Source organism: Streptomyces sp. JJ36, from assembly GCF_021696945.1.
In the GTDB taxonomy this organism is placed as follows: Bacteria; Actinomycetota; Actinomycetes; order Streptomycetales; family Streptomycetaceae; genus Streptomyces.
On sequence record NZ_JACYHE010000001.1, the window covers coordinates 130,343 to 153,821 of the forward strand.

Consider the following 23,479-nt stretch of genomic DNA (forward strand, 5'->3'; position numbering starts at 1 on the left):
CTGCGGTGAGCGTGCCCACACACGCTTGCGAGGCGGCGCAGATCCCGACCCGACCCCCCTCCGGGTACACCGACCTCAACTCGAGGAGACCCCCTTGAGATCAGGAACCGCACGACGCTACCGGCTCAGAGCCACGGCTCTCGCCGCGGCCTTGCTGACCCCCCTCGGACTGCTCGTCGGGCTGGCCACTCCCGCGCAGGCGGCGGAGGAGGCCACGGCCACCTTCGTCAAGACCTCCGAGTGGGAGACCGGGTTCGGCGGTCAGTGGACCGTGAAGAACACCGGGGACACCACCATCGACGACTGGACGCTCGAGTGGGACTTCCCCTCGGGCACCACCGTCGGCTCGCACTGGAACGGCACCATCACCCGGGACGGCAACCACTACACCGCCACCCCGGCGAACTGGAACGCGACCCTCACCCCCGGCGCCAGCACGACCATCGGCTTCAGCGGCACCGGCACCGGGGAGCCGAGCAACTGCACGCTCAACGGCGAGCCCTGTGACGGTTCCGGCGGCGGCGACCCCGGCGACGAGCCGCCGTCCGCGCCCACCGGGCTGACCGCGGGCTCCGTCACGGACACCTCGGTCACGCTCGACTGGTCGGCCGCCAGCGACGACAACGGCGTCTCCCGCTACCACGTCTTCCGCAACGGCACCGAGGTCGGCACCGCGTCCGGCACCTCCTACCAGGACACCGGGCTGAACGCGGGCACCACGTACGCGTACTCGGTCACGGCCGAGGACACCACCGGGCAGATCGGCCCGGCCAGCGCCACCGTGGAGGCCACCACCACCGGCGACGGCACCGAGCCGCCGCCCGGCGACCACATCAAGCTCGGCTACTTCACCGAGTGGGGCGTCTACGACCGCAACTACCACGTGAAGAACCTGGTCACCAGCGGGTCCGCGGAGAAGATCACGCACATCAACTACTCGTTCGGGAACGTCACCGCGAGCGGGCAGTGCGCGATGGGCGACTCCTACGCCGCGATCGACAAGGCGTACACCGCCGCGCAGAGCGTGGACGGCGAGGCCGACACCTGGGACCAGCCGCTGCGGGGCAACTTCAACCAGCTCCTGAAGCTCAAGGAGATGTACCCGCACATCAAGGTGCTGTGGTCGTTCGGCGGCTGGACCTGGTCCGGCAACTTCGGCGAGGCCATGCAGAACCCGGACGCCTTCGCCGAGTCCTGCTACAACCTGGTCAACGACCCGCGCTGGCAGGGCCTCTTCGACGGCATCGACCTGGACTGGGAGTACCCCAACGCCTGTGGCAAGAGCTGTGACTCCAGCGGCCCCGGCGTGATGCGCGAGATGATGCGGGTGTTCCGCCAGAAGTTCGGCGACCAGCTCGTCACCGCCGCCATCACCGCCGACGCCTCCGACGGCGGGAAGATCGACAAGGCGGACTACGCGGGCGGCGCCCAGTACGCCGACTGGTACAACGTCATGACGTACGACTTCTTCGGCGCCTTCGACGCCGACGGTCCCACCGCCCCGCACTCGCCGCTGTACGGCTACGACGGCATCCCGCAGGACGGCTTCAACTCCGACGCGGCGATCCAGAAGCTCAAGGCCAAGGGCGTGCCCGCGGACAAGCTGCTGCTCGGCATCGGCTTCTACGGCCGCGGCTGGACCGGCGTCACGCAGAGCGCCCCCGGCGGTACCGCCACCGGCGCGGCACCCGGCACCTACGAGGCCGGCATCGAGGACTACAAGGTCCTCAAGAACAGCTGCCCGTCCACCGGCACGGTGGCCGGCACCGCGTACGCGCACTGCGGCAACGACTGGTGGAGCTACGACACCCCGAGCACGATCCGCGGCAAGATGTCCTACGCCAAGCAGCAGGGCCTCGGCGGCGCGTTCTTCTGGGAGTTCAGCGGCGACACCGCCAACGGCGAACTGGTGAGCGCGATCGACGGCGGGCTCGGCTGACCCGCACCGGCCCACGCCGGCGCTGACGCGCACCGGCAACCGTGCACCGACGACCGGGCCGGGGCCCGCGGGACCGCCTCCCGCGCGCCCCGGCCCTTCACGTGTACCGCGGCAGGTCCTCGGTGGAGATCGTCCACTCCCCGATGGTGACGTCCTCGCCGTACACGAAGTCCTTCCGGGTCGCATACCGGGGGCCCGACGGGGTCGGGTGGATGTCGGACAGCACGGCGCCCTCCCCCGTCCGCGGATCGAAGATCACGTAGACCGGGACCCCCAGCAGTGGGTAGTCCCGCATCTTGCCCGCCCAGTCGTTGTCCGGGTTGGACCGGGAGACGACCTCGATCGCGGCGAGCAGCGTGCGGGCGTCGAAGGCCCCCTCGACCTCCATGTCCGCCTCGGCGATCACCATGACGTCGGGGTGCCGCAGCACGCCTTCGTGAGCGTCCTCCACGTCCGGCGTCCCGGTGTGTGCCAGCAGGCCCTCCGGCATCACCTTCTCCAGCCGGCGGCTGACGCGGGCCGCGGTCAGCTCGTGCGGTCCCCCCGACGACGTCATGTCATGGACGATTCCCTCCTTGGTGATCTCCAGCTTTCCCGGCACACTGTCCTGTATCCGCTCGACGGCATCCCGCATCGCCCGGTACTGGAGCGCGTCCCGCGCGGCATGGTCCGGCGCGATCGTCATGCCGCCTTCTCCTTCCTCTGAGCGGCGGAGTCCGCTGCCGCAGACCGTGGTCTCGATCTAGCCGGGGGCGGCTGGTCACGGGCCGTGCACGGGCCCCGGCCCCGCCACCCCGGGGGAACGAGCCGGTCCACCGTTCACAAGTACGAGTGGGGAGCCCTCGTTCGAGTGACTTCCCCGTCATCTGTCACCCAGCGTGTCCGTCCTTGTCGCATCCTGTGAAGTACCGCCTCTCGTACGGAGCGTGGGTGTCCGGCTCAGGTCCGGACCGGTACGTCCTGTCCCCCGTGACACTCCGCGGGCGAGCGGCGTTGGTACGGCACGACGGAGGTGGGCGCATGGGTGCAGACGGCAGTGGCGGGGCTGAGCACACGACGGACGGGGCGGACGGCCCCCGGTGGGACGACGGCCTGGACGACGACTCGGCCACGGTGCTGCGGGTCGTCGGCAGGCAGATCAAGCTGTGGCGGGAGGCCGCCGGGCTCCGGCAGGCGGAGCTCGGGGCGGCGATCGGCTACAGCGGCGAGATGGTCTCCTCCGTGGAGCGCGGCAGACGCGCCCCCAAGCCGGAGTTCCTGGACAGCGCGGACGAGGTGCTCCGTGCGGAGGGGAAGCTCTCGGCCTTCCAGGGGGACGTGGCGGAGGCCCGCTACCCGAAGAAGGTGCGGGACCTGGCCAAGCTGGAGGCCGAGGCCGTCGAGTTGGGAGCGTACGTCAACCACAACATCCACGGGCTCTTGCAGACCGAGGAGTACGCACGGGCGTTGTTCGAGATGCGGCGTCCGGCGTACTCGGAGGAGGACCTCGAGCGCTATGTGGCCGCCCGCCTGGCGCGACAGGAGATCTTCTCGAGGGCTCCGAAGCCCACACTGACGTTCGTGCTGGAGGAGGTCACCCTGCTGCGGCCGATCGGCGGACGCGCCGTGCTACGACGACAACTCGAGCATCTGCTGATGCTTGGCCGACAGCGTCACGTCGAGGTCCAAGTGATGCCGACGACGCTTGAGGACCATGCGGGCATGGGCGGGCAACTGCAGTTGATGAAGCTGGCAGACGGCATGACCCTTGGGTACTCCGAGGCTCAACTCACCACCCGCATGACGTCTGACCCGAGGGAGGTCCAGACGCTCGATCTCCGGTATGGGATTATCCGGTCTCAGGCTCTCGCTCCCCGAGAGTCGCTGGCCTTCGTCCAGAAAGCGCTGGGAGACACATGACTGGCAAGCCCTCCGCCGGAAAAGACACCTCCGAGCTGCAGTGGTACAGGAGCAGTTACAGCGGGAGCGACAACAACGACTGCGTCGAGGTCGCCGCGTTCCGCGGCACCGTGCACGTCCGCGACTCCAAGAACGTGCCCGGTCCGCAGGTGTCGCTGACGGCCGCCGCCTGGGCCGACTTCGTCGCCTACGCGGCCTCCCGCTGAGGAGCACGCTCGGCCCGCAAAGCGGCCCGGCGGGGGCCGCGGCGACGGCTCCGCGGCACCCGTCCGAGGACGCGTCGCGTCAGGCGTCGCGGCGGCGTACGCACCACCAGCCCGCGAGCAGCGCAGCGGCCGCCCATGCCGCCGTCACCGCGAGACCCGCCCAGGGGCCCAGGGTCCCGGTCGGGTCCCCATGCAGCACCTGCTGACCGGCGCGGTCGGGGAAGTAGGCCGCGACGCCCGTCGCGATGTCGCCGACGACGAACGACACGATCAGGATGAACGGGATGAGGATGCTCAGCACGGCCATCCCGCTCCGCAGCACCGCCGCCAGCCCGGCGGCGAACAGCGCCATCAGTCCGAGGTAGACCCCGGCGCCCACACAGGCGCGTACCGCTCCGGGATCGCCGAGGCTCAGGGCGTACCGGCCCAGGAAGGCCTGCCCGACGAGGAAGACGGTGAAGCCGGTGACGACGCCGACGGCGCTGCCGAGCACGCCGACCACCAGGGCCTTGGCGGCGTAGAAGCGGGTCCGGGACGGCACCGCGGTCAGCGAGACGCGCAGCGCGCCGTGCACGTACTCGGAGGAGAAGGCGAGGGTGCCGAAGGAGAGGGCCGCGACCTGGCCGAAGTTGACGGCGTAGAAGGCGCCGAAGAGCAGGTCCTCGGAGCCGTCCGCCTCCGCCCGGCCGACGGTCGCCATCACCAGCACGGTGACGCCCACGGTGACGCCGAAGACGCTTGCCAGGGACACCGCGGTGCCGCGCAGCGTCCGGGTCTTGATCCACTCGGAGTGGAGCACGGGTGCGAACCCCATCGTCATCCCTCCTCGTTGCGCGCGGCGGCTGCCGGGCGGGACGCGTACCGGGTCGCCCCGGCGGTCAGCGCCAGGTAGGCCTCTTCCAAGGTGCCTTCCTCGGCGGAGAGTTCCAGCACCGGTACGCCGGCCCGGGCGGTGACCGGGCCGATGTCCTCCACCCGGGCGTCCTCCACGGTCCACCGCCCGTCGTCTCCCCTGCGGGCCCGGTAGCCGTGCTCGGTGAGGACGGAGTGCAGCAGCTTCTCGTCCAGCGTGCGCAGCCGCACGCGGGGCCGTACGCGCTGGTGCAGGAAGTTCCGCATGCCGGTGTCGGCCAGCAGCCGCCCCTGCCCGAGGACCACCAGATGGTCGGCGAAGGAGGCGGTCTCGTTCATCAGGTGGCTGGAGACGAGCACGGTACGGCCCTCCCGGGCCATGCGCCGCATCAGCTCACGGATCCAGACGATGCCCTCGGGGTCGAGGCCGTTGGAGGGCTCGTCGAACAGCAGCACCGGAGGGTCCCCGAGCAGCGCCGCGGCGATGCCGAGCCGCTGCCGCATCCCCAGCGAGTACGTGCGGACGCGGCGGTGCGCGACGGACTCCAGCCCGGCCTCCGCGAGCACCTCGTCCACGCGGCCGGCCGGGATGCGGTTGCTCACCGCCAGCGCCAGCAGGTGGCCGCGGGCGGTGCGGGAGCCGTGTGCGGCCTGCGCGTCGAGCAGCGCGCCGACATGCCGCAGCGGCTCCGGGTGGTCGGCGTACGGCCGTCCGCCGACCGTGGCGGCGCCCGCGGTGGGCCGGTCGAGGCCGAGCACCAGTCGCATCGTGGTGGACTTGCCGGCGCCGTTGGGGCCCAGGAACCCGGTGACCCTGCCCGGCTCCACGGTGAAGGTGAGCCCGTCCACGGCCCGGGTGTCCCGGTAGTCCTTGGTGAGTTCACGGATCTCGATGGAGGTCATGCCGCAAGCGTGGTCCGCGGAGGGGCAGCGTCGCCTCCCCCGCGCCGGGGAACCGCCTCCCCCGCACGGGGGAGCCGCCCAACGCCGTGGCCTGCCACGATGACGGCATGCGTGGAGTGCTGCGACCGCTGACCCGTGCGGTCACGTACACCCGCTGGCTGCACCTGCTGGCGGGCGCGGTGATCGCCTTCGTGTGCGGCGCCGTCTACCCCGGGCTGGACGGGGACACCGCCGGCCACTGGCTGCTGGTGGCGCTGGTGCCGGTTCCGCTGGTGCTGGGGGCGGCGGTGTTCCCGGCGATGCGGCCGGCGGAAGGGCATCAGGCGCGGTTGCTGCTGCTGCCGGGGCCGCATGCTCGCGGCGGCGGCCCGGAGGGCCGGTCCGCAATCGTGGCCCGTCCCTCCGCCTCGTGGCGGGACCGCGGCCGCACCGCGCTGTGGATGGTGCTGCGGCTGGAGACGGGTCTGCTCGCCGCGGTGCTGTCGCTGCAGCTTCCGGCGCTCTCGCTGGAGCTGCTCGATGCGGGGCTCGGCCGGGAGAGCGACGCGGCGTCCGTGCTCCGGGTCCCGGGGCACCACTGGGGGTTCGCCCTGCTGGCGCCCCTCCCCGTGCTGGCCCTGCTCTACGCGATGGCGGGTCTGGGGGCGCTGACGGCCGGTGCGGCCCGCCGGCTGCTCGGACCGTCCGCGGCCGAACGGGTCGAGGAACTGGAGGAGCTGACGGAGCGGCTGCTGGAACGCGACGCCCTCGCACGGGAACTGCACGACTCCGTCGGGCACGCGCTCACCGTCACGGTGGTGCAGGCCGGCGCGGCGCGGACGGCGGGCAGCCCGGAGTTCACGGACCGGGCGCTGACGGCGATCGAGGAGACGGGCCGGGAGGCCCTGGAGGACCTGGACCGGGTGCTGCGGGTGCTGCGTCGGCCGGGGCGGGAGGAGGCCGGGCGGCGGCCGTCGCTGGAGGACTCGGGCCGCTTGGTCGAGGCGGCCCGTGCTGCGGGGGCGGAGGTGGACCTGGAGGTCACGGGGCCCGTGGGGCGGGTGCCGGGGCCGGTCTCGCGGGAGGGGCACCGCATGCTCCAGGAGGCCCTGACGAACGCGCTGCGGCACGCGGGCACGGTTCCGGTGACGGTCCGGGCCCGGGTGGCGGTGGGCGACGGCCGGGTGGAGCTGGACGTACGCAATCCGCTGGCGCCGGAGGGCCACGGGCCCGACACGGGCGGTTCGGGCAACGGGCTGCGGGGCGTACGGGAACGCGCCGCGCTGCTCGGCGGCCGCGCCGACGCGGGACGGGTCGCCGGAGCGTGGCGGGTGCACGTCGAGCTCCCGCTCGACCCGCCATAGACCATGTCCGGCGGGTCTCGTCGTGGGAACCGCGTGCGCACCACCGGCCGTCGTTCAGGCCCGGGTGTAGCCGCCGTCGGCGAAGAGTTCGGCGCCGGTGACGAATGACGAGGCGTCCGAAGCCAGGAAGAGGGCGGCCTCGGCGATCTCCCCGGCGTCGGCCAGCCGCCCCAGGGGCACGACGGCCTCGGCGAACTGGTCGGCGTCCGGCCCCGCGGCGCGCAGCAGGGCAGGGGTCCGCGTGGGTCCCGGGCTGAGGACGTTGACCCGGAACCGGCGCTCTCGTGACTGCCGGGCCCAGTTGTGCACGAGATTGCTCAACGCCGCCTTTGAGGCGCTGTACACCTCGAGTTGCTCATGGGGGCGCACACTGTTGCTCGAGCCGATGACCAGGACGGAGGCGTTCTCCGCCAGGAGCGGAAGCGCCTTCTGCACGGTGAAGAGTGGGCCCTTGACGTTGACGGCGAGCGTCAGGTCGACGTTCGCCTCGGTGTGGGCGCCGAGGGCGGCGTCCGCGACGATTCCCGCGTTGGCCACCAGCACGTCGATGCGCCCGGCCTCCTCGCGGACTCGCGCGTAGAGCGCGTCCAGGTCGGCCAGGACCGAGACGTCGGATCGTACGCCGGTGGCCGCAGGGCCCAGCTCCTTGGCTGCCGCTTCGAGCCGGTCGATGTCCCGGCCGGTCACGAAGACCCGTGCGCCCTCCCGGACGAAGCGGTGGGCGAGGGCCAGCCCGATCCCGCTGCTCCCTCCGGTGATCACGGCCACCTTCTCCTGCAGCACGCCTGGCATGTCGAACCCCTCAGTTGTGGAATGGATCGTCCATAACGTAGGCGGTATTGGACGATCGAGTCAAGAATGGATAGGCTGAGCCCATGCCGAGACCACGCGCATTCGACGAACGCCACGTCCTGGAGCGGGCCCGGGAACGGTTCTGGGCGACCGGCTATGCAGGCACCCGGATGGACGACATCGCCCGAGCGACCGGCCTGGGCAAGGGCAGCCTGTACGGCGCGTTCGGCGACAAGGGCAAGCTGTTCCACCGTGTGTTCGACGACTGGTGCACCGCAGTCGTCGAGGTGGCCGAAGGGCGGCTGACGGGCGGCCCGGACGCAGAGGCCCTGGCCCGGCTGTCGGGATACGTACACCTCATGGCGGAGAACACCGCTTCCGACACCGAGCGTCGCGGGTGCCTGTTGGCCAAGGGTGCGGCGGAACTGGCCCAGTACGATCCGACGGTCGCGGGCCGGTCGGCCGAGACGATGACGGCACTGCTGGCCCTGCTGCGGACGGAGATCAGCGCCGCCCAGCGCCACGGCGACATCGATGGCGCTGCGGACCCGGAGCGGTTGGCGGCACTGCTGCTGACGGTGGTCCGCGGTATCGAGGCGGTAGGCAAGGCCGGCCTGGCCCCGGAGACGCTGCGGGACGTTGCAGACACCGCACTGGCGGTTCTGCCGAGGCCCCAGAGGCAGGAACGCCTCGCAACCGGGCGGAGTACGGCCCGCGAGAACCAACGTGGTGCCGGCACGGCCACATGATCCGCCGGACAGTGCCTAGGCTGGCCCGGTGACCGTCTCCGTGCTCCTCGTCGACGACGAGCCGCTGGTACGGGCCGGCCTGCGCGCCGTGCTGGAGGCGCAGCCCGGCATCGAGGTCGCGGGGGAGGCCGCCGACGGCGCTGCGGTGGTGCCGCTGGTGCGGCGGCTGCGACCGGACGTGGTGGCCATGGACGTACGCATGCCGCTGCAGGACGGGATCGAGGCCACCCGTGCCGTGCTGCGGCTGGTGGACGATCCGCCGAAGATCCTGGTGGTGACGACGTTCGAGAACGACGCGTACGTGTACGACGCGCTCCGGGCCGGGGCCGACGGGTTCCTGCTGAAGCGGTCGCGGCCCGCGGAGATCGTGCACGCGGTGCGGCTGGTCGCGGAGGGCGACTCGCTGCTCTTCCCGGCGGCGGTGCGGGACCTGGCACGCACGTACGGCTCACCCGCCGCACGGTCGGTGCTGGACCGGGCGTCGTTGACGGAGCGGGAGCGGGAGGTGCTGCGCCGGATGGCGCGGGGACTGTCGAACGCGGAGATCGCGGACGAGCTGGTGGTCGGGGCGGAGACCGTGAAGTCCCACGTCAGTGCCGTGCTGGCGAAGCTGGGCGCACGGGACCGTACGCAGGCCGTCATCCTCGCCTACGAGTCCGGCTTCGTCTCCCCGGGATGAGGCCGACGCCGGAAGGAGCCGTCAGCGTCAGGCCACGTTGACGCGCTGGCCGGGGGGCGCCGCCTCCAGCCAGGCGAGGAAGCCGGTGAGCGCGTCCTCGCTCATCGCCAGTTCGACGCGGGTGCCGCGGGGGACCGTGCAGGCCAGGATCACCTGGTCGGAGAGGAGCGCCAGCTCCTCCTCACCGGTGGGGCGGCGGCGGGCCAGCACCTCGATGCCGCCCCGTTCCAGGGTGCGGCGTGGCCGCGGGGAGTAGGAGAAGACACGGAACCAGTTGACCTGGTCGCCGTTGTAGCGGGCGACGCCGTAGACCCAGCCCTTGCCGCCGCCGTCCGTGCCGGGCTCGTCCGCAGGGACGTTCCAGCGGAGGGAACAGTCGAAGGTGCCGCCGGAGCGCTGGATGAGTCTGCGGCGCAGCCCGAAGACGAACAGGCCCACCAGGACCAGCACCAGGACAGCGCCGCACAGCAGCAGTGCGAGGACCATCTTCACCGACCTCCTCGCATCGTCTCCGTCGGGGTGCGGCCCGTGACCGCACCCGGTATGGCTTCAGCCGCGGGCCGCCCTGGAGAGCTCCAGTGCGGCCCGCGGCTGAGGGTCGTATCCGCGGACGCCTGCGTCAGTGGGCGCCCGCCACCGCGCGCAGGCGCACCGCGGCGCGCCGCTCGGCGGAATCGTCGGCCTCCGCCTTGGCCCGTTCGAGCGCACGCTCGGCACGCTCGACATCGATCTCGTCGGCCAGCTCCGCGATCTCGGCGAGCAGCGAGAGCTTGTCGTCCGAGAACGAGATGAAGCCGCCGTGCACGGCCGCCACGACCGTGCCCTCGCCGCTCTCGCCCGTGGTGCGGATCGTCACCGAGCCGGTCTCCAGCACGCCGAGCAGCGGCTGGTGGCCGGGCATGACGCCGATATCACCCGACGAGGTCCGCGCGACGACCAGGCCGGCCTTGCCGGACCACACCCTGCGGTCGGCAGCGACCAACTCGACGTGCAGCTCAGCCACAGTGGCTCCTCTTCACTGGGATGGGAAAAGTCTAGAGGGTGCGGGCGGGGACGGGAGTGAGGACCCGCCCCCGCCGCAGCCGGGCGTCAGGAGACGCCGAGCTCCTTGGCCTTCGCCTTCAGGTCGTCGAGGCCACCGCACATGAAGAACGCCTGCTCCGGGAAGTGGTCGAAGTCGCCGTCCGCGATCGCGTTGAACGCGGCGATCGACTCGTCCAGCGGCACGTCCGACCCGTCCAGACCGGTGAACTGCTTCGCCGCGTGGGTGTTCTGCGACAGGAAGCGCTCGATACGGCGGGCGCGGTGGACGGTGAGCTTGTCCTCCTCGCCGAGCTCGTCGATACCGAGAATGGCGATGATGTCCTGGAGGTCCTTGTACTTCTGCAGGATCCCCTTGACGCGGGAGGCGCAGTCGTAGTGCTCCTGCGAGATGTAGCGCGGGTCCAGGATCCGGGAGGTGGAGTCCAGGGGGTCCACCGCCGGGTAGATGCCCTTCTCGGAGATCGGGCGGGAGAGCACCGTGGTGGCGTCCAGGTGGGCGAAGGTGGTCGCCGGAGCCGGGTCGGTGAGGTCGTCCGCGGGCACGTAGATCGCCTGCATGGAGGTGATGGAGTGACCACGGGTCGAGGTGATGCGCTCCTGGAGCACACCCATCTCGTCCGCCAGGTTCGGCTGGTAGCCCACCGCGGAGGGCATCCGGCCGAGCAGCGTGGAGACCTCGGAGCCGGCCTGGGTGAAGCGGAAGATGTTGTCGATGAAGAACAGCACGTCCTGCTTCTGCACATCGCGGAAGTACTCCGCCATGGTCAGACCGGCCAGGGCGACCCGGAGACGGGTGCCCGGCGGCTCGTCCATCTGCCCGAAGACCAGCGCGGTCTGCGGGAGCACGCCGGACTCGGCCATCTCCTCGATGAGGTCGTTGCCCTCACGGGTGCGCTCGCCGACGCCGGCGAACACGGAGACGCCCTCGTGCAGCTTGGCCACACGCATGATCATTTCCTGGATGAGCACGGTCTTGCCGACGCCCGCGCCACCGAACAGACCGATCTTGCCGCCCTTGACGTACGGGGTCAGCAGGTCGACGACCTTGAGGCCGGTCTCGAACATCTCGGTCTTGGACTCGAGCTGGTCGAAGGCCGGGGCCTTGCGGTGGATCGGCCAGCGCTCGGTGACCTCGGACTCGGCCTCCGGCTCGTTCAGGATGCGGCCGAGGGTGTTGAACACCCGGCCCTTGGTGACGTCGCCGACGGGCACGGTGATGCCCTCGCCGGTGTCGGTCACCACGGCCTGGCGGACCAGGCCGTCGGTCGGCTCCATGCCGATGGCGCGGACCAGGCCCTCACCGAGGTGCTGGGCGACCTCGAGGGTGAGGGTCTTCTTCTTGCCGTCCTCGGACGGGTCCGCGACCTCGACGGTGAGGGCGTTGTAGATCTCCGGCATCGCGTCGACGGGGAACTCCACGTCGACGACCGGGCCGATGACCCGCGCGACGCGGCCCGTCGCCGTCGCGGTCTCAACAGTGGTGGTCATAGTTACCTGTCACTCCCCGCAGAAGCGTCGGCCAGCGCGCTGGCACCACCGACGATCTCGCTGATTTCCTGGGTGATGTCGGCCTGTCGGGCCGCGTTGGCAAGCCGCGTGAGCGACTTGATGAGCTCTTCGGCGTTGTCGGTCGCCGACTTCATCGCCCGGCGCCGCGCGGCGTGCTCGGAGGCGGCCGCCTGGAGCAGGGCGTTGTAGATGCGGCTCTCGACATAGCGCGGGAGCAGCGCGTCGAGCACGTCCTCCGCGGAGGGCTCGAAGTCGTACAGCGGCAGGATCTCGTGACCCTTCGCCTCCGTCGCCTCGCCCTCCCCGGGCTCCGCACCGGCCGCGTCGAGGGTGAGCGGCAGCATGCGCCGGTCGACCGGCGTCTGCGTCATCATCGACACGAACTCGGTGTAGACCAGGTGCAGCTCGTCCACCGAGCCCTCGGCGCCGGCCTCCGCGGTGATCGCCTCGATGAGCGGCTCGGCCACCATCTTGGCGTGCTCGTAGCGGGGGCTGTCCGAGAAGCCCGTCCAGGACTGGGCGACGGGGCGCTCACGGAAGCCGTAGTAGGAGACGCCCTTGCGGCCGACGATGTAGGTGTCGACCTCCTTGCCCTCCTCCGTCAGCCGGCGGCTCAGCGCCTCCGCGGTCTTGATCGCGTTGGAGGAGTAGCCGCCGGCCAGACCGCGGTCGCTGGTGACCAGCAGGACCGCGGCCCGGGTGGGGTTCTCGGACTCGGTGGTCAGGGCGTGCTTGCTCTCCGATCCCTGCGCCACCGCGGTCACCGCACGGGTGAGCTCGGTCGCGTACGGCGTGGAGGCCGCCACCTGGCGCTGCGCCTTGACGATGCGCGAGGCGGCGATCATCTCCATCGCCTTGGTGATCTTCTTGGTCGACTGGACGGACCTGATCCGCCGCTTGTAGACCCTCAGCTGGGCGCCCATGTGCTCAGCCCTCGCCCAGGAGCTTGCCGTCCGCGGTCTCGAACGTCTTCTTGAAGGAGTCCACGGCGTCGCTGAGGGCCTGGATGGTGTCGTCCGACATCTTCCCGCCCTCGCGGATGCCGGTCATCAGGCCCTTGTGCTCACGGTGCAGGTAGTCGAGCAGCTCGCGCTCGAAGCGGCGGATGTCGGCCACCGGCACGTCGTCCATCCTGCCGTTCGAGCCGGCCCAGATGGAGACGATCTGGTTCTCCGTCGGGTACGGGGCGTACTGCTCCTGCTTGACCAGCTCCATCATCCGCTGACCGCGCTCCAGGGCGGCCTTGGAGGCGTCGTCCAGGTCGGAGCCGAAGGCGGCGAACGCCTCCAGCTCGCGGTACTGGGCGAGGTCCAGCTTCAGCCGGCCGGAGACCTGCTTCATCGCCTTGTGCTGGGCCGAGCCGCCGACACGGGAGACCGAGATACCGACGTTCAGCGCCGGGCGCTGGCCGGCGTTGAAGAGGTCCGACTCCAGGAAGCACTGGCCGTCGGTGATGGAGATGACGTTGGTCGGGATGAACGCCGAGACGTCGTTCGCCTTGGTCTCGACGATCGGGAGACCGGTCATCGAGCCCTTGCCCATGTCGTCGGAGAGCTTGGCACAGCGCTCCAGGAGACGGGAGTGCAGGTAGAAGACGTCGCCCGGGTAGGCCTCGCGGCCCGGCGGACGGCGCAGCAGCAGGGAGACGGCGCGGTAGGCGTCGGCCTGCTTGGAGAGGTCGTCGAAGACGATCAGGACGTGCTTGCCCTGGTACATCCAGTGCTGGCCGATGGCCGAGCCGGTGTAGGGCGCCAGGTACTTGAAGCCCGCCGGGTCGGACGCCGGGGCGGCCACGATGGTGGTGTACTCCAGGGCGCCGGCCTCCTCCAGCGCGCCGCGCACGGACGCGATGGTGGAGCCCTTCTGGCCGACGGCGACGTAGATGCAGCGGACCTGCTTCTCCGGGTCGCCGGAGCGCCAGTTGTCGCGCTGGTTGATGATCGTGTCCACGCCGAGGGCGGTCTTGCCCGTCTGGCGGTCGCCGATGATCAGCTGGCGCTGACCGCGGCCGACCGGGGTCATCGCGTCGACGGCCTTGTAGCCCGTCTCCATCGGCTCGTGCACCGACTTGCGCTGCATGACCGAGGGGGCCTGCAGCTCGAGGGCGCGACGGGATTCGGTCTCGATCTCGCCGAGGCCGTCCACCGGGTTGCCCAGGGGGTCCACGACGCGGCCGAGGTAGCCCTCGCCCACCGGGACCGAGAGCACCTCGCCGGTGCGGTGCACCTGCTGGCCCTCCTCGATGCCGCTGAACTCACCGAGGATGACCGCGCCGACCTCGCGCTCCTCAAGGTTGAGGGCGAGGCCGAGGGTGCCGTCCTCGAACTTCAGCAGCTCGTTCGCCATGGCCGAGGGCAGTCCCTCGACCTTCGCGATGCCGTCACCGGCAACGCTGACCGTCCCGACCTCTTCGCGCGAGGCCGCGTCCGGCGTGTACGACTGGACAAAGTTCTCCAGCGCGTCCCGGATCTCATCCGGCCGGATCGTGAGCTCCGCCATCTGGGTTCCCTGCTCTCCTTGTTGGGCCCGTAAGTCTTGTCATTTACGGCCCAACTCGGGCCGCTAGTGGTGCTTGTTGAGTTGGTGTACGGCCGTGCCGTCAGCCGGCCACCCGGCGCTTCGCCTCGTCCAGGCGGTCCGCGAGGGAACCGTTGATCACCTCGTCGCCGATGCGGACCGTGATCCCGCCGAGGATCTCCGGGTCCACGTCCAGGTTGAGGTGCACCTGGCGTCCGTACAGCGCGGCCAGCGCGGCGCCGAGGCGCTCCCGCTGCCGGTCGCTGAGCGGCACGGCGGAGGTGACCACCGCGACCGAACGGTCCCGGCGCTCCGCCGCGAGCTTGGAGAGGGCTTCCAGCCCGCTCTCCAGGCTACGTCCTCGCGGACGGGTCACGAGGCGGGTGATCAGCCGCTCCGTGGCCGGCCGCGCCCGGCTGCCGAGCAGCTCCTGCAGAAGCCGCGCCTTGGCCGAGGCGGGGGCGGTCCGGCTGGTCAGCGCGGCCCGCAGCCCGGGTGAGGAGGCGACCGTCCGGCCGAACCGGAAGATCTCGTCCTCGGTGTCCTCCAGCGAACCCTCGCGCTCGGCCGCGACGAGGTCGGCGGTGTCCGCCAGCTCCTCGATCGTGTCGACCAGGTCGCGCGAGGAGGACCAGCGGGAGCGGACCATCCCGGACACCAGGTCCACGGCCGCCCCGCCGACCTGCTCGCCCAGCAGCCGCCCGACCAGCTCGGCCTTGGCCTCGCCGGGCTGCGCCGGGTCGGTGAGGACCCGGCGCAGCGACACCTCACGGTCGAGCAGCGCGGTGACGGCGGCCAGCTCGTCGGCGAGGGCCGCCGCGTCGACCGACGTGCTGTCGGTCAGGGCGGTCAGCCGCTCGCGCGCGGCAGCCTGTGCCTCGCGGCTCGCTCCATTCATCGGTCACACTCCCCGGCTCGCGCGCTCATCGTGCCGCCTCGGCCTTCTCCTCGAGCTCGTCGAGGAACCGGTCGATGGTGCGGCTCTGCCGGGCGTGGTCCTCCAGGGACTCGCCGACGAGCTTGCCGGCCAGGTCCGTGGCGAGCGTCCCCACGTCCTGACGCAGCGACTGCGCGGCGGCCTTGCGGTCCGCCTCGATCTGGGCGTGACCGGCGGCGATGATCTCCTCACGCTGCCGCTGGCCCTCGGCCCGCATCTCGGCGATCAGCTCGGCACCGCGCTGCTCGGCCTCGTTCCGCAGCCGGGCCGCCTCGTGCCGGGCCTCGGCGAGCTGGGCCTTGTACTGGTCGAGGGTCTGCTGCGCCTCGACCTTGGCCGCCTCGGCCTTCTCCATGCCGCCTTCGATGGCCTCGCGGCGCTCCTCCAGAACCCGGTTGATGTTCGGGATGAGCTTCTTCCAGAGGAAGAAGAAGACGATGGCGAAGGCGAGCGTGCCGATGACCAGCTCTGGTACCGGCGGCACGAGAGGGTTGAGTTCCTCCCCCTCCTGCGCCAGGTGCGTCATGGCGTTCACATCAGTGCCTTTCGTCGGAACGGGCTGTCAGCGAGCCCCGGTCACTTGCCGTAGACGAACGGCATGACCAGACCGATCAGCGCCAGGGCCTCACAGAAGGCGAAGCCGAGGATCTGGTTCTGGCGGATCAGACCGGCGGCCTCGGGCTGGCGGGCCAGCGCCTGGGTGCCGTTGCCGAAGACGATGCCGACGCCGATGCCGGGGCCGATGGCGGCGAGGCCGTAGCCGATCGAACCGAGCGAACCGGTGACCTCAGCAGCGAGGTTCATCATGTCTGCATTCCTTTGCTGTGAACTGGCCGGTGGGGGTTGGCCACCGGACATCTGTGGGGCTGGGCGGTTATCCGGGGCTCAGTGGTGCTCGGCGAGCGCGCCCTGGATGTAGCTGCACGCCAGGAGCACGAAGACGTACGCCTGGATGGCCTGGATGAAGAGCTCGAAGGCCGTCATGACGATGGTCATGAGGAACGAGACGCCGGCGTAGGCGATGCCGATGCCGTTCAGCAGGTACCAGCTCGCGATGGTGAAGAGCACCAGCAGCACGTGGCCGGCGAACATGTTGGCGAAGAGCCGGACCGCGTGGGTGAACGGCCGGACCAGCAGGTTCGAGAAGAACTCGATCAGCATGGCCAGCGGCAGCACCGGGCCCAGCGACTTGTCGTAGCCGGTGAAGTTCTTGAAGGCGCCCACGAAGCCGTGCCGCCTGAACGTGAGCGAGACCCAGGTGACGTAGACGACGAGAGCCAGCACCATCGGGTAGGCGATCACCGAGGTCACCGGGAACTGGGCGAGCGGGATCACCGACCAGAGGTTCATGATCCACACGAAGAAGAAGAGGGCGACCATCAGGGGGACGTACTTCTCCCCCTCCTTCTTGCCGATGGTCTCGTAGACGACGCCGCGGCGGACGAAGTCGTAGCCGGCCTCACCGACCATCTGGAGCTTGCCGGGCACCACCTTCGGGTTGCCGAACGCGGCCCAGAAGAAGCCGACGATCGCGATCGAACCCAGCAGGGCCAGCAGCATGACCTTGTTGAACTCGATCCCGCCCGCCGTGAAGAGCGGTTCGTGGACGAAGGAGTGGAGCCCCGGAGCCGGGAAGCCGCAACCGTCAAAGATGTGGCAATCGGTCTCGAAGGCAAGCGTCGTTTCAGCACTCACCGCGAGCTCCTTCTGCGTGGCGCATGGATACGGCTACCTCGATGTGTCGGCGTGGCACACGGCCACGGAGCGGCACTGGACTGGACTTGCGAATGTTGGTGACGGCGGCTGCTCAGCGGGCTGGGCCTTCCGTGACCGGCCGTCGACGACGTCACCGGCGGGGCCTGGGCCGCACGCACCTGCTGCGCCGCAGTTGGGAAGGGACGATAGCAGTTGCTTGAACCCGCCTTTACCCCGGCCCCGGGCGTCACGAACGCGCTCCCGTGGCGGCGGCCTTCGCCTGCCCGTCGCCGGTCTGCGACTCCGGCTGGACGTAGAGGATCTTCGCCTTCATGTGCGCCCGGGCCTGAGCCGCGATCCACACGAGGGTGGCACCGAGAAGGGTGAACGCGAAAGCCCGGGTGTCGAAGAGCGTGGTGTCCCGGAACACCGCGAGCACGACGGCGAGCAGCAGGATCTGGGTGGTGTAGAGCACCAGGCCCATCGCCTGGAAGAGATGCGGGAGGGACTCGGCGGTCTTCTGCAGACCGGCCAGGCCCATCCCCATGAAGAGGATCACGACCGCTGCTCCGGCTGCGGCGCCGATCACCCCCTCGCCACCGGCGAGCACGCCGCCGACGGCCATGCCCACACCGCCCGCGAGGGCGGTCGGGACGGCGCAGCGCAGCAACATGCGAGCGTCGTTCGACTGCATGGGGGTTACTCCGGGGAGTCGGGGGCGTCTGTCGTCGCTGACGAGCGTATCCCCGGCTTCTGGAGGCGCGTTCCTCCGGCCGGAGAACCGTCGCACTACGGTCCTTCGGGCTGGTCACCGGGTTCTCGTGAACGGTATCACAAACTATTTGATGAGGTCTTTACCTACTTGGTGTGCTGCCCGTCACACAAGTGAGTGCACCAACGCTCATCTTGCTGACGCGGCAGCGAGCCGTCTGCCGACGGCGGTTGGCCGCCCCTGCGACCGTCAGCCGCCGTCGTCGGGGCGCCGGCGGAGGGCGAAGCGGGACCGTTCGCCGAGCGCCGTGGAGCCGTTCAGTCCCGCGAAGGCCGGCTCGCGCTCACCGCCGTCCGGTGCCGGGGCCGCGTCCCGCAGCCGCGACGGCTCGGCGGCCTCCTCACCGGCTTCGTCACCTGTCCCCTCGCCGGCCTCCCGGGCGGCCGCGCCGGCTGCCGCGGGCTCCTCGTCGGAGCCTCCCGCCGCGTCGTCCGCTACGGCGTCACCCTCTGCCGCGTCACCGTCCGCCCCGTCCCTGCCGGACGCCGCCGCCCTGCGGCGGCGATAGCGCGGGGGCACCAGCGGCTGGGCCCAGCGCGGCACCCGCGGACGGAAGCGCGGCAGCAGCAGCACCACCAGCCCGACGGCGCTGAACACCATCATCACCAGCACGATCACCAGGCTGGAGGACTGCACGGAGAAGGCCACCGCGCTGAACGCGATCAGCGCCGACCAGAAGTACATGATCAGCACCGCGCGACTGTGCGAGTGCCCGATCTCCAGCAGCCGGTGGTGCAGATGGCCGCGGTCGGCCGCGAAGGGCGACTGTCCCTTCCAGGTACGGCGGACGACGGCCAGCACCAGGTCCGCGACCGGCACCGCGATGATCGTCAGGGGGAGCAGCAGCGGCATGTAGACCGGCACCATCGCGTAGACGCCGGAGCGGATCGAGCCCTCGTGGTTGGTGATCCGGTCGGGGTCGACCTGCCCGGTGATGGACACGGCCGCGGCCGCCAGCACCAGACCGATCAGCATGGACCCGGAGTCGCCCATGAAGATCCGCGCGGGGTGGCTGTTGTGCGGCAGGAACCCGAGGCAGACGCCCACCAGCACCGCGGCGAACAGCGCGGCGGGCGCGGCCTCCTCGATGCCGTGGCCGTACCACATCCGGTAGGCGTAGACGAAGAACGCGGCGGCGGCGATGCCGACCATCCCGGAGGCCAGCCCGTCCAGGCCGTCCACGAAGTTCACCGCGTTGATGGTGATCACCACCAGCGCCACGGTGAGCAGGGTGCCCTGCAGGGGGGTCAGTGCGACATTGCCCACACCGGGCACCGGGAGCCAGAGGATGGTGAGGCCCTGGAGCACCATGACGCCCGCGGCGATCATCTGCCCGCCCAGCTTGACCAGGGCGTCCACGCCCCACTTGTCGTCCAGCACGCCGAGCAGCCAGATCAGTCCGGCGCCGGAGAGCAGGGCCCGCGGTTCATCGGAAAGGGTGAAGACCTCCCCGATGTTGGTGAGCTGCGAGGCGACGACCAGCCCGGCGCACAGCCCCCCGAACATCGCGATGCCGCCCAGCCGGGGGGTCGGCTCGCGGTGCACGTCACGGGCACGGATCTCCGGCATGGCGCCGGCCGCGATGGCGAACTTCCGCACCGGGCCGGTCAGCAGATAGGTGACCGCCGCCGTGACGCAGAGGGTCAGCAGATACTCACGCACGGGCTCCCCAGTCGTCTCGCCGGCTGCTCCAGACCCCACACCTTACGACGCGTCCCCCGCCCGTACGGTTTCGCCTCCGCTCCGCGCCCGCCGTCCGTGTGCCCGTACGCGCCGCCCGTACGGGCCCTGCCGGACTCCGTGGCGGCAGACGCGTCACGCCCGCGCCCGCGCCCCGGTGAGGGCGGTGACCACCGGGTCCAGCGCCTGGCTGATCTCGTCCCCGACACTGCGGAAGTACGGGATCGGCGCGCCGTACGGGTCGTAGATCTCGTCCGCCTCCGGGCTGGGGGCGAGCAGCCAGCCGCGCAGCGCGGCCGCGGCCTGCACCAGCGCGCGGGCCCGCTCGACCACTCCGGCGGTGGTGCCGGGCGCGGGCAGGGTGGCCGGGTCTATGGCCCGGACCAGCCGGGTGAACTCCTTGAGCGTGAAGGTGCGGAGCCCCGCCGAGTGCCCCATGGAGATCACCTGGGCGCGGTGGTCCCGGGTGGCGGTGAGCACCAGGTCGGCGCGGATCACGTGCTCGTCCAGCAGTTCCCGGCCGAGGAAGCCGTCCGGGTCGGCGCCGTGCTCCAGCAGCACGGCGGCGGCGTGCTCCTCCATGGGAGCACCCTCGTGCCCCCAGGTCCCGGCGCTCTCCACCACGATGCCGCCGCTGCGGGCACCGCCGAGCCGGTCCGCCAGGGCGTGACGGGTCAGCCGCTCGGTGATGGGCGAGCGGCAGACGTTGCCGGTGGAGACGTGCAGGATCCGGAAGACCCCGGGGTCCGCCGGTGCTCCGGGGCCCGGCGGCTGAGCCGGTATGCCACGCCCTGCGGGCGGGGGCGTCAACTGCCCACCTCGAGGTCGGGCACGACCTTGCGCAGCTCCTCGGCGTCCAGCGCCCCGGCGCGCAGCAGCACCGGGACCGGCCCGGTGACGTCGACGATCGAGGAGGGGGCGGTGTCCGCGGTCGGCCCGCCGTCGAGATAGACCGAGACGGAGTCGCCGAGCATCTCCTGGGCTGCGTCGCAGTCCTGCGGCGCCGGGTGGCCGGTGAGGTTGGCCGAGGAGACCGCCATCGGCCCGAAGTCGGTCAGCAGCTCCAGCGCCACCGGGTGCAGCGGCATCCGTACCGCGACCGTGCCGCCGGTCTCGCCCAGGTCCCAGGTGAGCGACGGCTGGTGCCGGGCGACCAGGGTGAGCGCGCCCGGCCAGAAGGCGTCCACCAGCTCCCAGGCGGTCTCGGAGAAGTCGGTGACCAGCCCGTGCAGGGTGTTGGGCGAGCCGACCAGCACCGGGGACGGCATGCCGCGCCCGCGGCCCTTGGCCTCCAGCAGGTCGGCGACGGCCTCGGCGCTGAACGCGTCGGCGCCGACGCCGTACACGGTGTCCGTGGGCAGCACGACCAGCTCTCGGCGGCGCACGGCGGCGGCGGCCTCGCGCAGCCCGGTCCTGCGGTCGGTGGCGTCGGAGCAGTCGTAACGGCGTGCCATCTACGGCACCTCCCTGCGGGCTGTGGCGAATCGTGGGCGGTTGTTCAGGTCGGGGTGATCGGCGGCGTCCGACCATCCGCGGTCCTCGGCGAAGATCCACGGCACCTGGCCGCCCTGGGTGTCGGCGTGCTCGACGACCACGACTCCTCCGGGCCGCAGCAGCCGGTGCGCCGTGCGCTCCAGTCCGCGGATGACGTCGAGACCGTCCTCCCCGGAGAACAACGCGAGCTGGGGGTCGTGGTCGCGGGCTTCCGGAGCCACATACTCCCACTCGGTGAGGGGGATGTAGGGCGGGTTGGAGATGACGAGGTCGACCTGGCCGTCCAGCTCGGGGAGCGCGCGCAGCGCGTCGCCGTGGTGCAGCACGACCCGGCTGCCCTCCACGTTCTTGCGCGCCCACCCGTACGCGGCCTCGTCCAGCTCGACGGCGTGCACCCGGGAGCGGGGCACCTCCTGGGCCAGGGCCAGGGCGATCGCGCCGGAGCCGGTGCACAGGTCGACGATCAGCGGCTCGGCGACGTCCATCGCCCGGACCGCGTCTATCGCCCAGCCGACGACCGACTCGGTCTCCGGGCGCGGCACGAAGACCCCGGGGCCGACCTGGAGTTCGAGATAGCGGAAGAAGGCACGGCCGGTGATGTGCTGGAGCGGCTCCCGGGCCTCGCGGCGGGCGACGGCCTCCCAGTAGCGGGCGTCGAAGTCGGCGTCGGCGACGCGGTGGAGTTCGCCGCGCTTCACGCCGTGCACGAAGGCGGCCAGCTCCTCCGCGTCGAAGCGCGGGGAGGGCACACCGGCGTCGGCCAGTCGCTGGGTGGCCTGCGCCACCTCGGCGAGCAGCACCGGTCGGGACTGGGGGGTGCGTCCCCCGGGGGATGGCTGCACGTCCTTGAGTCCTCCACCCGTTCCGTACGCGCGCGGGGTGCGCACGTGTCGTGCGTTGTCGAGCGGCTACTGCGAGGCTGCCAGCTTGGCAGCGGAGTCGGCGTCCACACAGGCCTGGATCACCGGATCCAGTTCCCCGTCGAGCACCTGGTCCAGGTTGTAGGCCTTGAAGCCGACCCGGTGGTCCGAGATGCGGTTCTCCGGGAAGTTGTACGTGCGGACCCGCTCCGAGCGGTCGACCGTACGGACCTGGCTGCGGCGGGCGTCCGAGGCCTCCCGCTCGGCCTCCTCCTGGGCGGCGGCCAGCAGCCGGGCCCGGAGGATGCGCAGCGCCTGCTCCTTGTTCTGGAGCTGGCTCTTCTCGTTCTGGCAGGACACCACGATGCCGGTGGGCTCGTGGGTGATGCGGACGGCGGAGTCCGTGGTGTTGACGGACTGGCCGCCGGGCCCGGAGGAACGGTAGACGTCGATCCGCAGGTCGTTCGGGCTGACCTCCACGTCCACCTCCTCGGCCTCGGGCAGCACCAGCACGCCGGCCGCCGAGGTGTGGATACGGCCCTGGGACTCGGTGGCCGGCACCCGCTGCACGCGGTGCACCCCGCCCTCGTACTTCATCCGCGCCCACACGCCCTGGCCGGGCTCCGGGGCGCCCTTGCTCTTCACGGCGATCTGCACGTCCTTGTAGCCGCCGAGGTCGGACTCGGTGGACTGGATCAGCTCGGTGCGCCAGCCGGTGCGCTCGGCGTACCGCAGATACATCCGGAGCAGGTCGCCGGCGAAGAGCGCGGACTCGTCGCCGCCCTCGCCGGCCTTGATCTCCAGGATGACGTCCTTGTCGTCGCTGGGGTCGCGCGGCACGAGCAGCATCCGCAGCCGCTCGGTGAGCTCCTCCCGGCGCGCCTCCAGGTCCTTGATCTCGGCGGCGAAGTCGGGGTCGTCGGCGGCGAGCTCGCGGGCGGTCCCGAGGTCGTCCCCGGTGCGCTTCCAGTCGCGGTAGGCGCCCACGATCGGGGTGAGTTCGGCGTAGCGCTTGTTCAGCCTGCGGGCGTGCGCCTGGTCGGCGTGGATCGCCGGGTCGGCGAGCTGCTTCTCGAGGTCGGCGTGCTCGCCGATCAGTTCCTCGACCGCCTCGAACATCGTGGTGGTCCTTTGTCGTAGAAGGCGCGTACAGCGTGGCGGCGTCCAGGACGCCGAAGGCCGGACGGGACGGGGGTGTCGGGTGCGTGTGGCGACAAAAAGCGCCGGTCCGGCCGCCCGGGCGGGCGGCCGAGGACCGGCGCTCCTCGGGTCGCTACTTCTTGCCGGAACCGGCGCCCTTGCCGAAGCGGGCCTCGAAGCGGGCCACGCGGCCACCGGTGTCGAGGATCTTCTGCTTGCCCGTGTAGAAGGGGTGGCAGGCCGAGCAGATGTCGGCCCGGATGGTCCCGCCGGGCATGGTGCTACGGGTGGTGAACGAGTTGCCGCAGGTGCAGCTCACCTGGGTCTCGCCGTACTCCGGGTGGATGTCGCGCTTCAAGGTCACTCCTAGGTTCGGGAGGGCGCCGGGTCGCGACGCGGTCTGCGACGCGTGAACCGGGGCCGACGTACCAGTTTGCCACTACTGGCCGTACCGCCCAAAACCGGGGTC

At 71.1% G+C, this 23,479-nt stretch carries 26 protein-coding genes; 6 read left to right on the plus strand and 20 right to left on the minus strand.

Annotation, left to right across the window (positions count from 1 at the left end; translation table 11 throughout):
* Positions 1–94 precede the first annotated feature (94 nt).
* Positions 95–1,939: a glycoside hydrolase family 18 chitinase gene (locus tag HOY81_RS00530; RefSeq protein WP_237316757.1), complete on the plus strand. Its 1,845-nt coding sequence runs from the start codon at positions 95–97 to the stop codon at positions 1,937–1,939.
* Positions 1,940–2,036: 97 nt separating this feature from the next.
* On the opposite strand, the gene HOY81_RS00535 is transcribed toward HOY81_RS00530, so the two are convergent.
* The gene (locus HOY81_RS00535; RefSeq protein ID WP_237316759.1) at positions 2,037–2,624 is read right to left on the minus strand and encodes a Uma2 family endonuclease; all 588 of its coding nucleotides are present in this window, start codon (positions 2,622–2,624) and stop codon (positions 2,037–2,039) included.
* A 335-nt stretch (positions 2,625–2,959) separates the two neighbouring features.
* Between HOY81_RS00535 and HOY81_RS00540 the strand changes: the two genes are divergently transcribed.
* On the plus strand, positions 2,960–3,838 hold the full coding sequence (locus HOY81_RS00540; protein WP_237316761.1) for a helix-turn-helix transcriptional regulator: 879 nt from the start codon (positions 2,960–2,962) through the stop codon (positions 3,836–3,838).
* On the plus strand, positions 3,835–4,044 hold the full coding sequence (locus tag HOY81_RS00545; RefSeq protein WP_237316763.1) for a DUF397 domain-containing protein: 210 nt from the start codon (positions 3,835–3,837) through the stop codon (positions 4,042–4,044). Before HOY81_RS00540 ends, HOY81_RS00545 begins: the two co-directional genes overlap by 4 nt.
* 79 nt (positions 4,045–4,123) lie before the next feature.
* Here HOY81_RS00545 and HOY81_RS00550 read toward each other — a convergent pair whose 3' ends face one another.
* Positions 4,124–4,864 carry an ABC transporter permease gene (locus HOY81_RS00550; protein WP_237316765.1) on the minus strand — a complete coding sequence of 247 codons (741 nt, stop codon included), beginning with the start codon at positions 4,862–4,864 and terminating at the stop codon, positions 4,124–4,126.
* Entirely contained in the window at positions 4,861–5,799 is a 939-nt protein-coding gene (locus HOY81_RS00555) for an ABC transporter ATP-binding protein (RefSeq protein ID WP_237316767.1), read from the minus strand. Before HOY81_RS00555 ends, HOY81_RS00550 begins: the two co-directional genes overlap by 4 nt.
* A 107-nt stretch (positions 5,800–5,906) precedes the next feature.
* On the opposite strand from HOY81_RS00555, the gene HOY81_RS00560 reads away from it, so the two are divergent.
* Positions 5,907–7,142, plus strand: a complete 1,236-nt coding sequence (locus HOY81_RS00560) for a sensor histidine kinase (RefSeq protein WP_237316769.1) — start codon at positions 5,907–5,909, stop codon at positions 7,140–7,142.
* 54 nt (positions 7,143–7,196) lie between these two features.
* Here HOY81_RS00560 and HOY81_RS00565 read toward each other — a convergent pair whose 3' ends face one another.
* The gene (locus HOY81_RS00565; RefSeq protein WP_237316771.1) at positions 7,197–7,934 is read right to left on the minus strand and encodes an SDR family NAD(P)-dependent oxidoreductase; all 738 of its coding nucleotides are present in this window, start codon (positions 7,932–7,934) and stop codon (positions 7,197–7,199) included.
* Between the two features lie 83 nt (positions 7,935–8,017).
* On the opposite strand from HOY81_RS00565, the gene HOY81_RS00570 reads away from it, so the two are divergent.
* On the plus strand, positions 8,018–8,683 hold the full coding sequence (locus HOY81_RS00570; protein ID WP_237316773.1) for a TetR/AcrR family transcriptional regulator: 666 nt from the start codon (positions 8,018–8,020) through the stop codon (positions 8,681–8,683).
* 28 nt (positions 8,684–8,711) lie between these two features.
* Positions 8,712–9,362: a response regulator transcription factor gene (locus HOY81_RS00575; protein ID WP_237316775.1), complete on the plus strand. Its 651-nt coding sequence runs from the start codon at positions 8,712–8,714 to the stop codon at positions 9,360–9,362.
* Between the two features lie 27 nt (positions 9,363–9,389).
* Here HOY81_RS00575 and HOY81_RS00580 read toward each other — a convergent pair whose 3' ends face one another.
* From HOY81_RS00580 to rpmE, 16 genes are all read right to left on the minus strand, one after another.
* Complete coding sequence (locus tag HOY81_RS00580) at positions 9,390–9,848, minus strand: DUF2550 domain-containing protein (RefSeq protein ID WP_237316778.1); 459 nt, start codon at positions 9,846–9,848, stop codon at positions 9,390–9,392.
* Between the two features lie 133 nt (positions 9,849–9,981).
* Entirely contained in the window at positions 9,982–10,365 is a 384-nt protein-coding gene (locus HOY81_RS00585) for a F0F1 ATP synthase subunit epsilon (RefSeq protein WP_237316780.1), read from the minus strand.
* Between the two features lie 86 nt (positions 10,366–10,451).
* Positions 10,452–11,894: a F0F1 ATP synthase subunit beta gene (gene atpD, locus HOY81_RS00590; RefSeq protein WP_237316782.1), complete on the minus strand. Its 1,443-nt coding sequence runs from the start codon at positions 11,892–11,894 to the stop codon at positions 10,452–10,454.
* 2 nt (positions 11,895–11,896) lie between these two features.
* Positions 11,897–12,838 (minus strand): F0F1 ATP synthase subunit gamma, encoded by a 942-nt coding sequence (locus tag HOY81_RS00595; RefSeq protein ID WP_237316784.1) that lies wholly within the window; start codon positions 12,836–12,838, stop codon positions 11,897–11,899.
* 4 nt (positions 12,839–12,842) lie between these two features.
* A complete protein-coding gene (gene atpA, locus HOY81_RS00600; RefSeq protein ID WP_237316786.1) occupies positions 12,843–14,414 on the minus strand; it encodes a F0F1 ATP synthase subunit alpha in 1,572 nt (523 codons plus the stop codon).
* Between the two features lie 100 nt (positions 14,415–14,514).
* Positions 14,515–15,330, minus strand: a complete 816-nt coding sequence (locus tag HOY81_RS00605; RefSeq protein WP_237316788.1) for a F0F1 ATP synthase subunit delta — start codon at positions 15,328–15,330, stop codon at positions 14,515–14,517.
* Positions 15,331–15,355: 25 nt separating this feature from the next.
* Positions 15,356–15,895, minus strand: coding sequence for a F0F1 ATP synthase subunit B (locus tag HOY81_RS00610; RefSeq protein WP_237316909.1), 540 nt, complete (start codon positions 15,893–15,895; stop codon positions 15,356–15,358).
* Between the two features lie 50 nt (positions 15,896–15,945).
* A complete protein-coding gene (atpE, locus tag HOY81_RS00615; protein WP_237316790.1) occupies positions 15,946–16,176 on the minus strand; it encodes an ATP synthase F0 subunit C in 231 nt (76 codons plus the stop codon).
* Between the two features lie 78 nt (positions 16,177–16,254).
* The gene (gene atpB / locus HOY81_RS00620; protein WP_237316792.1) at positions 16,255–17,064 is read right to left on the minus strand and encodes a F0F1 ATP synthase subunit A; all 810 of its coding nucleotides are present in this window, start codon (positions 17,062–17,064) and stop codon (positions 16,255–16,257) included.
* A gap of 247 nt (positions 17,065–17,311) precedes the next feature.
* Complete coding sequence (locus HOY81_RS00625) at positions 17,312–17,758, minus strand: hypothetical protein (RefSeq protein ID WP_237316794.1); 447 nt, start codon at positions 17,756–17,758, stop codon at positions 17,312–17,314.
* 267 nt (positions 17,759–18,025) lie between these two features.
* Positions 18,026–19,498 carry an MraY family glycosyltransferase gene (locus tag HOY81_RS00630; protein ID WP_237316796.1) on the minus strand — a complete coding sequence of 491 codons (1,473 nt, stop codon included), beginning with the start codon at positions 19,496–19,498 and terminating at the stop codon, positions 18,026–18,028.
* 153 nt (positions 19,499–19,651) lie between these two features.
* Entirely contained in the window at positions 19,652–20,326 is a 675-nt protein-coding gene (locus tag HOY81_RS00635; RefSeq protein WP_237316798.1) for a protein-tyrosine-phosphatase, read from the minus strand.
* Positions 20,323–20,970, minus strand: coding sequence for an L-threonylcarbamoyladenylate synthase (locus tag HOY81_RS00640; RefSeq protein WP_237316800.1), 648 nt, complete (start codon positions 20,968–20,970; stop codon positions 20,323–20,325). Before HOY81_RS00640 ends, HOY81_RS00635 begins: the two co-directional genes overlap by 4 nt.
* Complete coding sequence (gene prmC, locus HOY81_RS00645; protein WP_237316802.1) at positions 20,971–21,852, minus strand: peptide chain release factor N(5)-glutamine methyltransferase; 882 nt, start codon at positions 21,850–21,852, stop codon at positions 20,971–20,973.
* A 66-nt stretch (positions 21,853–21,918) separates the two neighbouring features.
* Positions 21,919–22,989: a peptide chain release factor 1 gene (gene prfA, locus HOY81_RS00650; RefSeq protein ID WP_237316804.1), complete on the minus strand. Its 1,071-nt coding sequence runs from the start codon at positions 22,987–22,989 to the stop codon at positions 21,919–21,921.
* A gap of 154 nt (positions 22,990–23,143) precedes the next feature.
* Positions 23,144–23,368 (minus strand): 50S ribosomal protein L31, encoded by a 225-nt coding sequence (rpmE, locus tag HOY81_RS00655; RefSeq protein WP_237316806.1) that lies wholly within the window; start codon positions 23,366–23,368, stop codon positions 23,144–23,146.
* Positions 23,369–23,479: the final 111 nt, after the last annotated feature.

Bases quoted from the DNA above. Each gene is read 5' to 3' on its own strand.
- HOY81_RS00625 (WP_237316794.1), bottom strand. From the start codon at position 17,758: ATGCAGTCGAACGACGCTCGCATGTTGCTGCGCTGCGCCGTCCCGACC.
- HOY81_RS00565 (WP_237316771.1), bottom strand. From the start codon at position 7,934: ATGCCAGGCGTGCTGCAGGAGAAGGTGGCCGTGATCACCGGAGGGAGC.
- HOY81_RS00570 (WP_237316773.1), top strand. From the start codon at position 8,018: ATGCCGAGACCACGCGCATTCGACGAACGCCACGTCCTGGAGCGGGCC.
- HOY81_RS00535 (WP_237316759.1), bottom strand. From the start codon at position 2,624: ATGACGATCGCGCCGGACCATGCCGCGCGGGACGCGCTCCAGTACCGG.
- HOY81_RS00555 (WP_237316767.1), bottom strand. From the start codon at position 5,799: ATGACCTCCATCGAGATCCGTGAACTCACCAAGGACTACCGGGACACC.
- HOY81_RS00545 (WP_237316763.1), top strand. From the start codon at position 3,835: ATGACTGGCAAGCCCTCCGCCGGAAAAGACACCTCCGAGCTGCAGTGG.
- prfA (WP_237316804.1), bottom strand. From the start codon at position 22,989: ATGTTCGAGGCGGTCGAGGAACTGATCGGCGAGCACGCCGACCTCGAG.
- HOY81_RS00550 (WP_237316765.1), bottom strand. From the start codon at position 4,864: ATGACGATGGGGTTCGCACCCGTGCTCCACTCCGAGTGGATCAAGACC.
- atpE (WP_237316790.1), bottom strand. From the start codon at position 16,176: ATGATGAACCTCGCTGCTGAGGTCACCGGTTCGCTCGGTTCGATCGGC.
- HOY81_RS00560 (WP_237316769.1), top strand. From the start codon at position 5,907: ATGCGTGGAGTGCTGCGACCGCTGACCCGTGCGGTCACGTACACCCGC.
- HOY81_RS00540 (WP_237316761.1), top strand. From the start codon at position 2,960: ATGGGTGCAGACGGCAGTGGCGGGGCTGAGCACACGACGGACGGGGCG.
- atpD (WP_237316782.1), bottom strand. From the start codon at position 11,894: ATGACCACCACTGTTGAGACCGCGACGGCGACGGGCCGCGTCGCGCGG.
- HOY81_RS00595 (WP_237316784.1), bottom strand. From the start codon at position 12,838: ATGGGCGCCCAGCTGAGGGTCTACAAGCGGCGGATCAGGTCCGTCCAG.
- HOY81_RS00640 (WP_237316800.1), bottom strand. From the start codon at position 20,970: ATGGCACGCCGTTACGACTGCTCCGACGCCACCGACCGCAGGACCGGG.
- HOY81_RS00605 (WP_237316788.1), bottom strand. From the start codon at position 15,330: ATGAATGGAGCGAGCCGCGAGGCACAGGCTGCCGCGCGCGAGCGGCTG.
- HOY81_RS00580 (WP_237316778.1), bottom strand. From the start codon at position 9,848: ATGGTCCTCGCACTGCTGCTGTGCGGCGCTGTCCTGGTGCTGGTCCTG.
- HOY81_RS00610 (WP_237316909.1), bottom strand. From the start codon at position 15,895: ATGACGCACCTGGCGCAGGAGGGGGAGGAACTCAACCCTCTCGTGCCG.
- atpA (WP_237316786.1), bottom strand. From the start codon at position 14,414: ATGGCGGAGCTCACGATCCGGCCGGATGAGATCCGGGACGCGCTGGAG.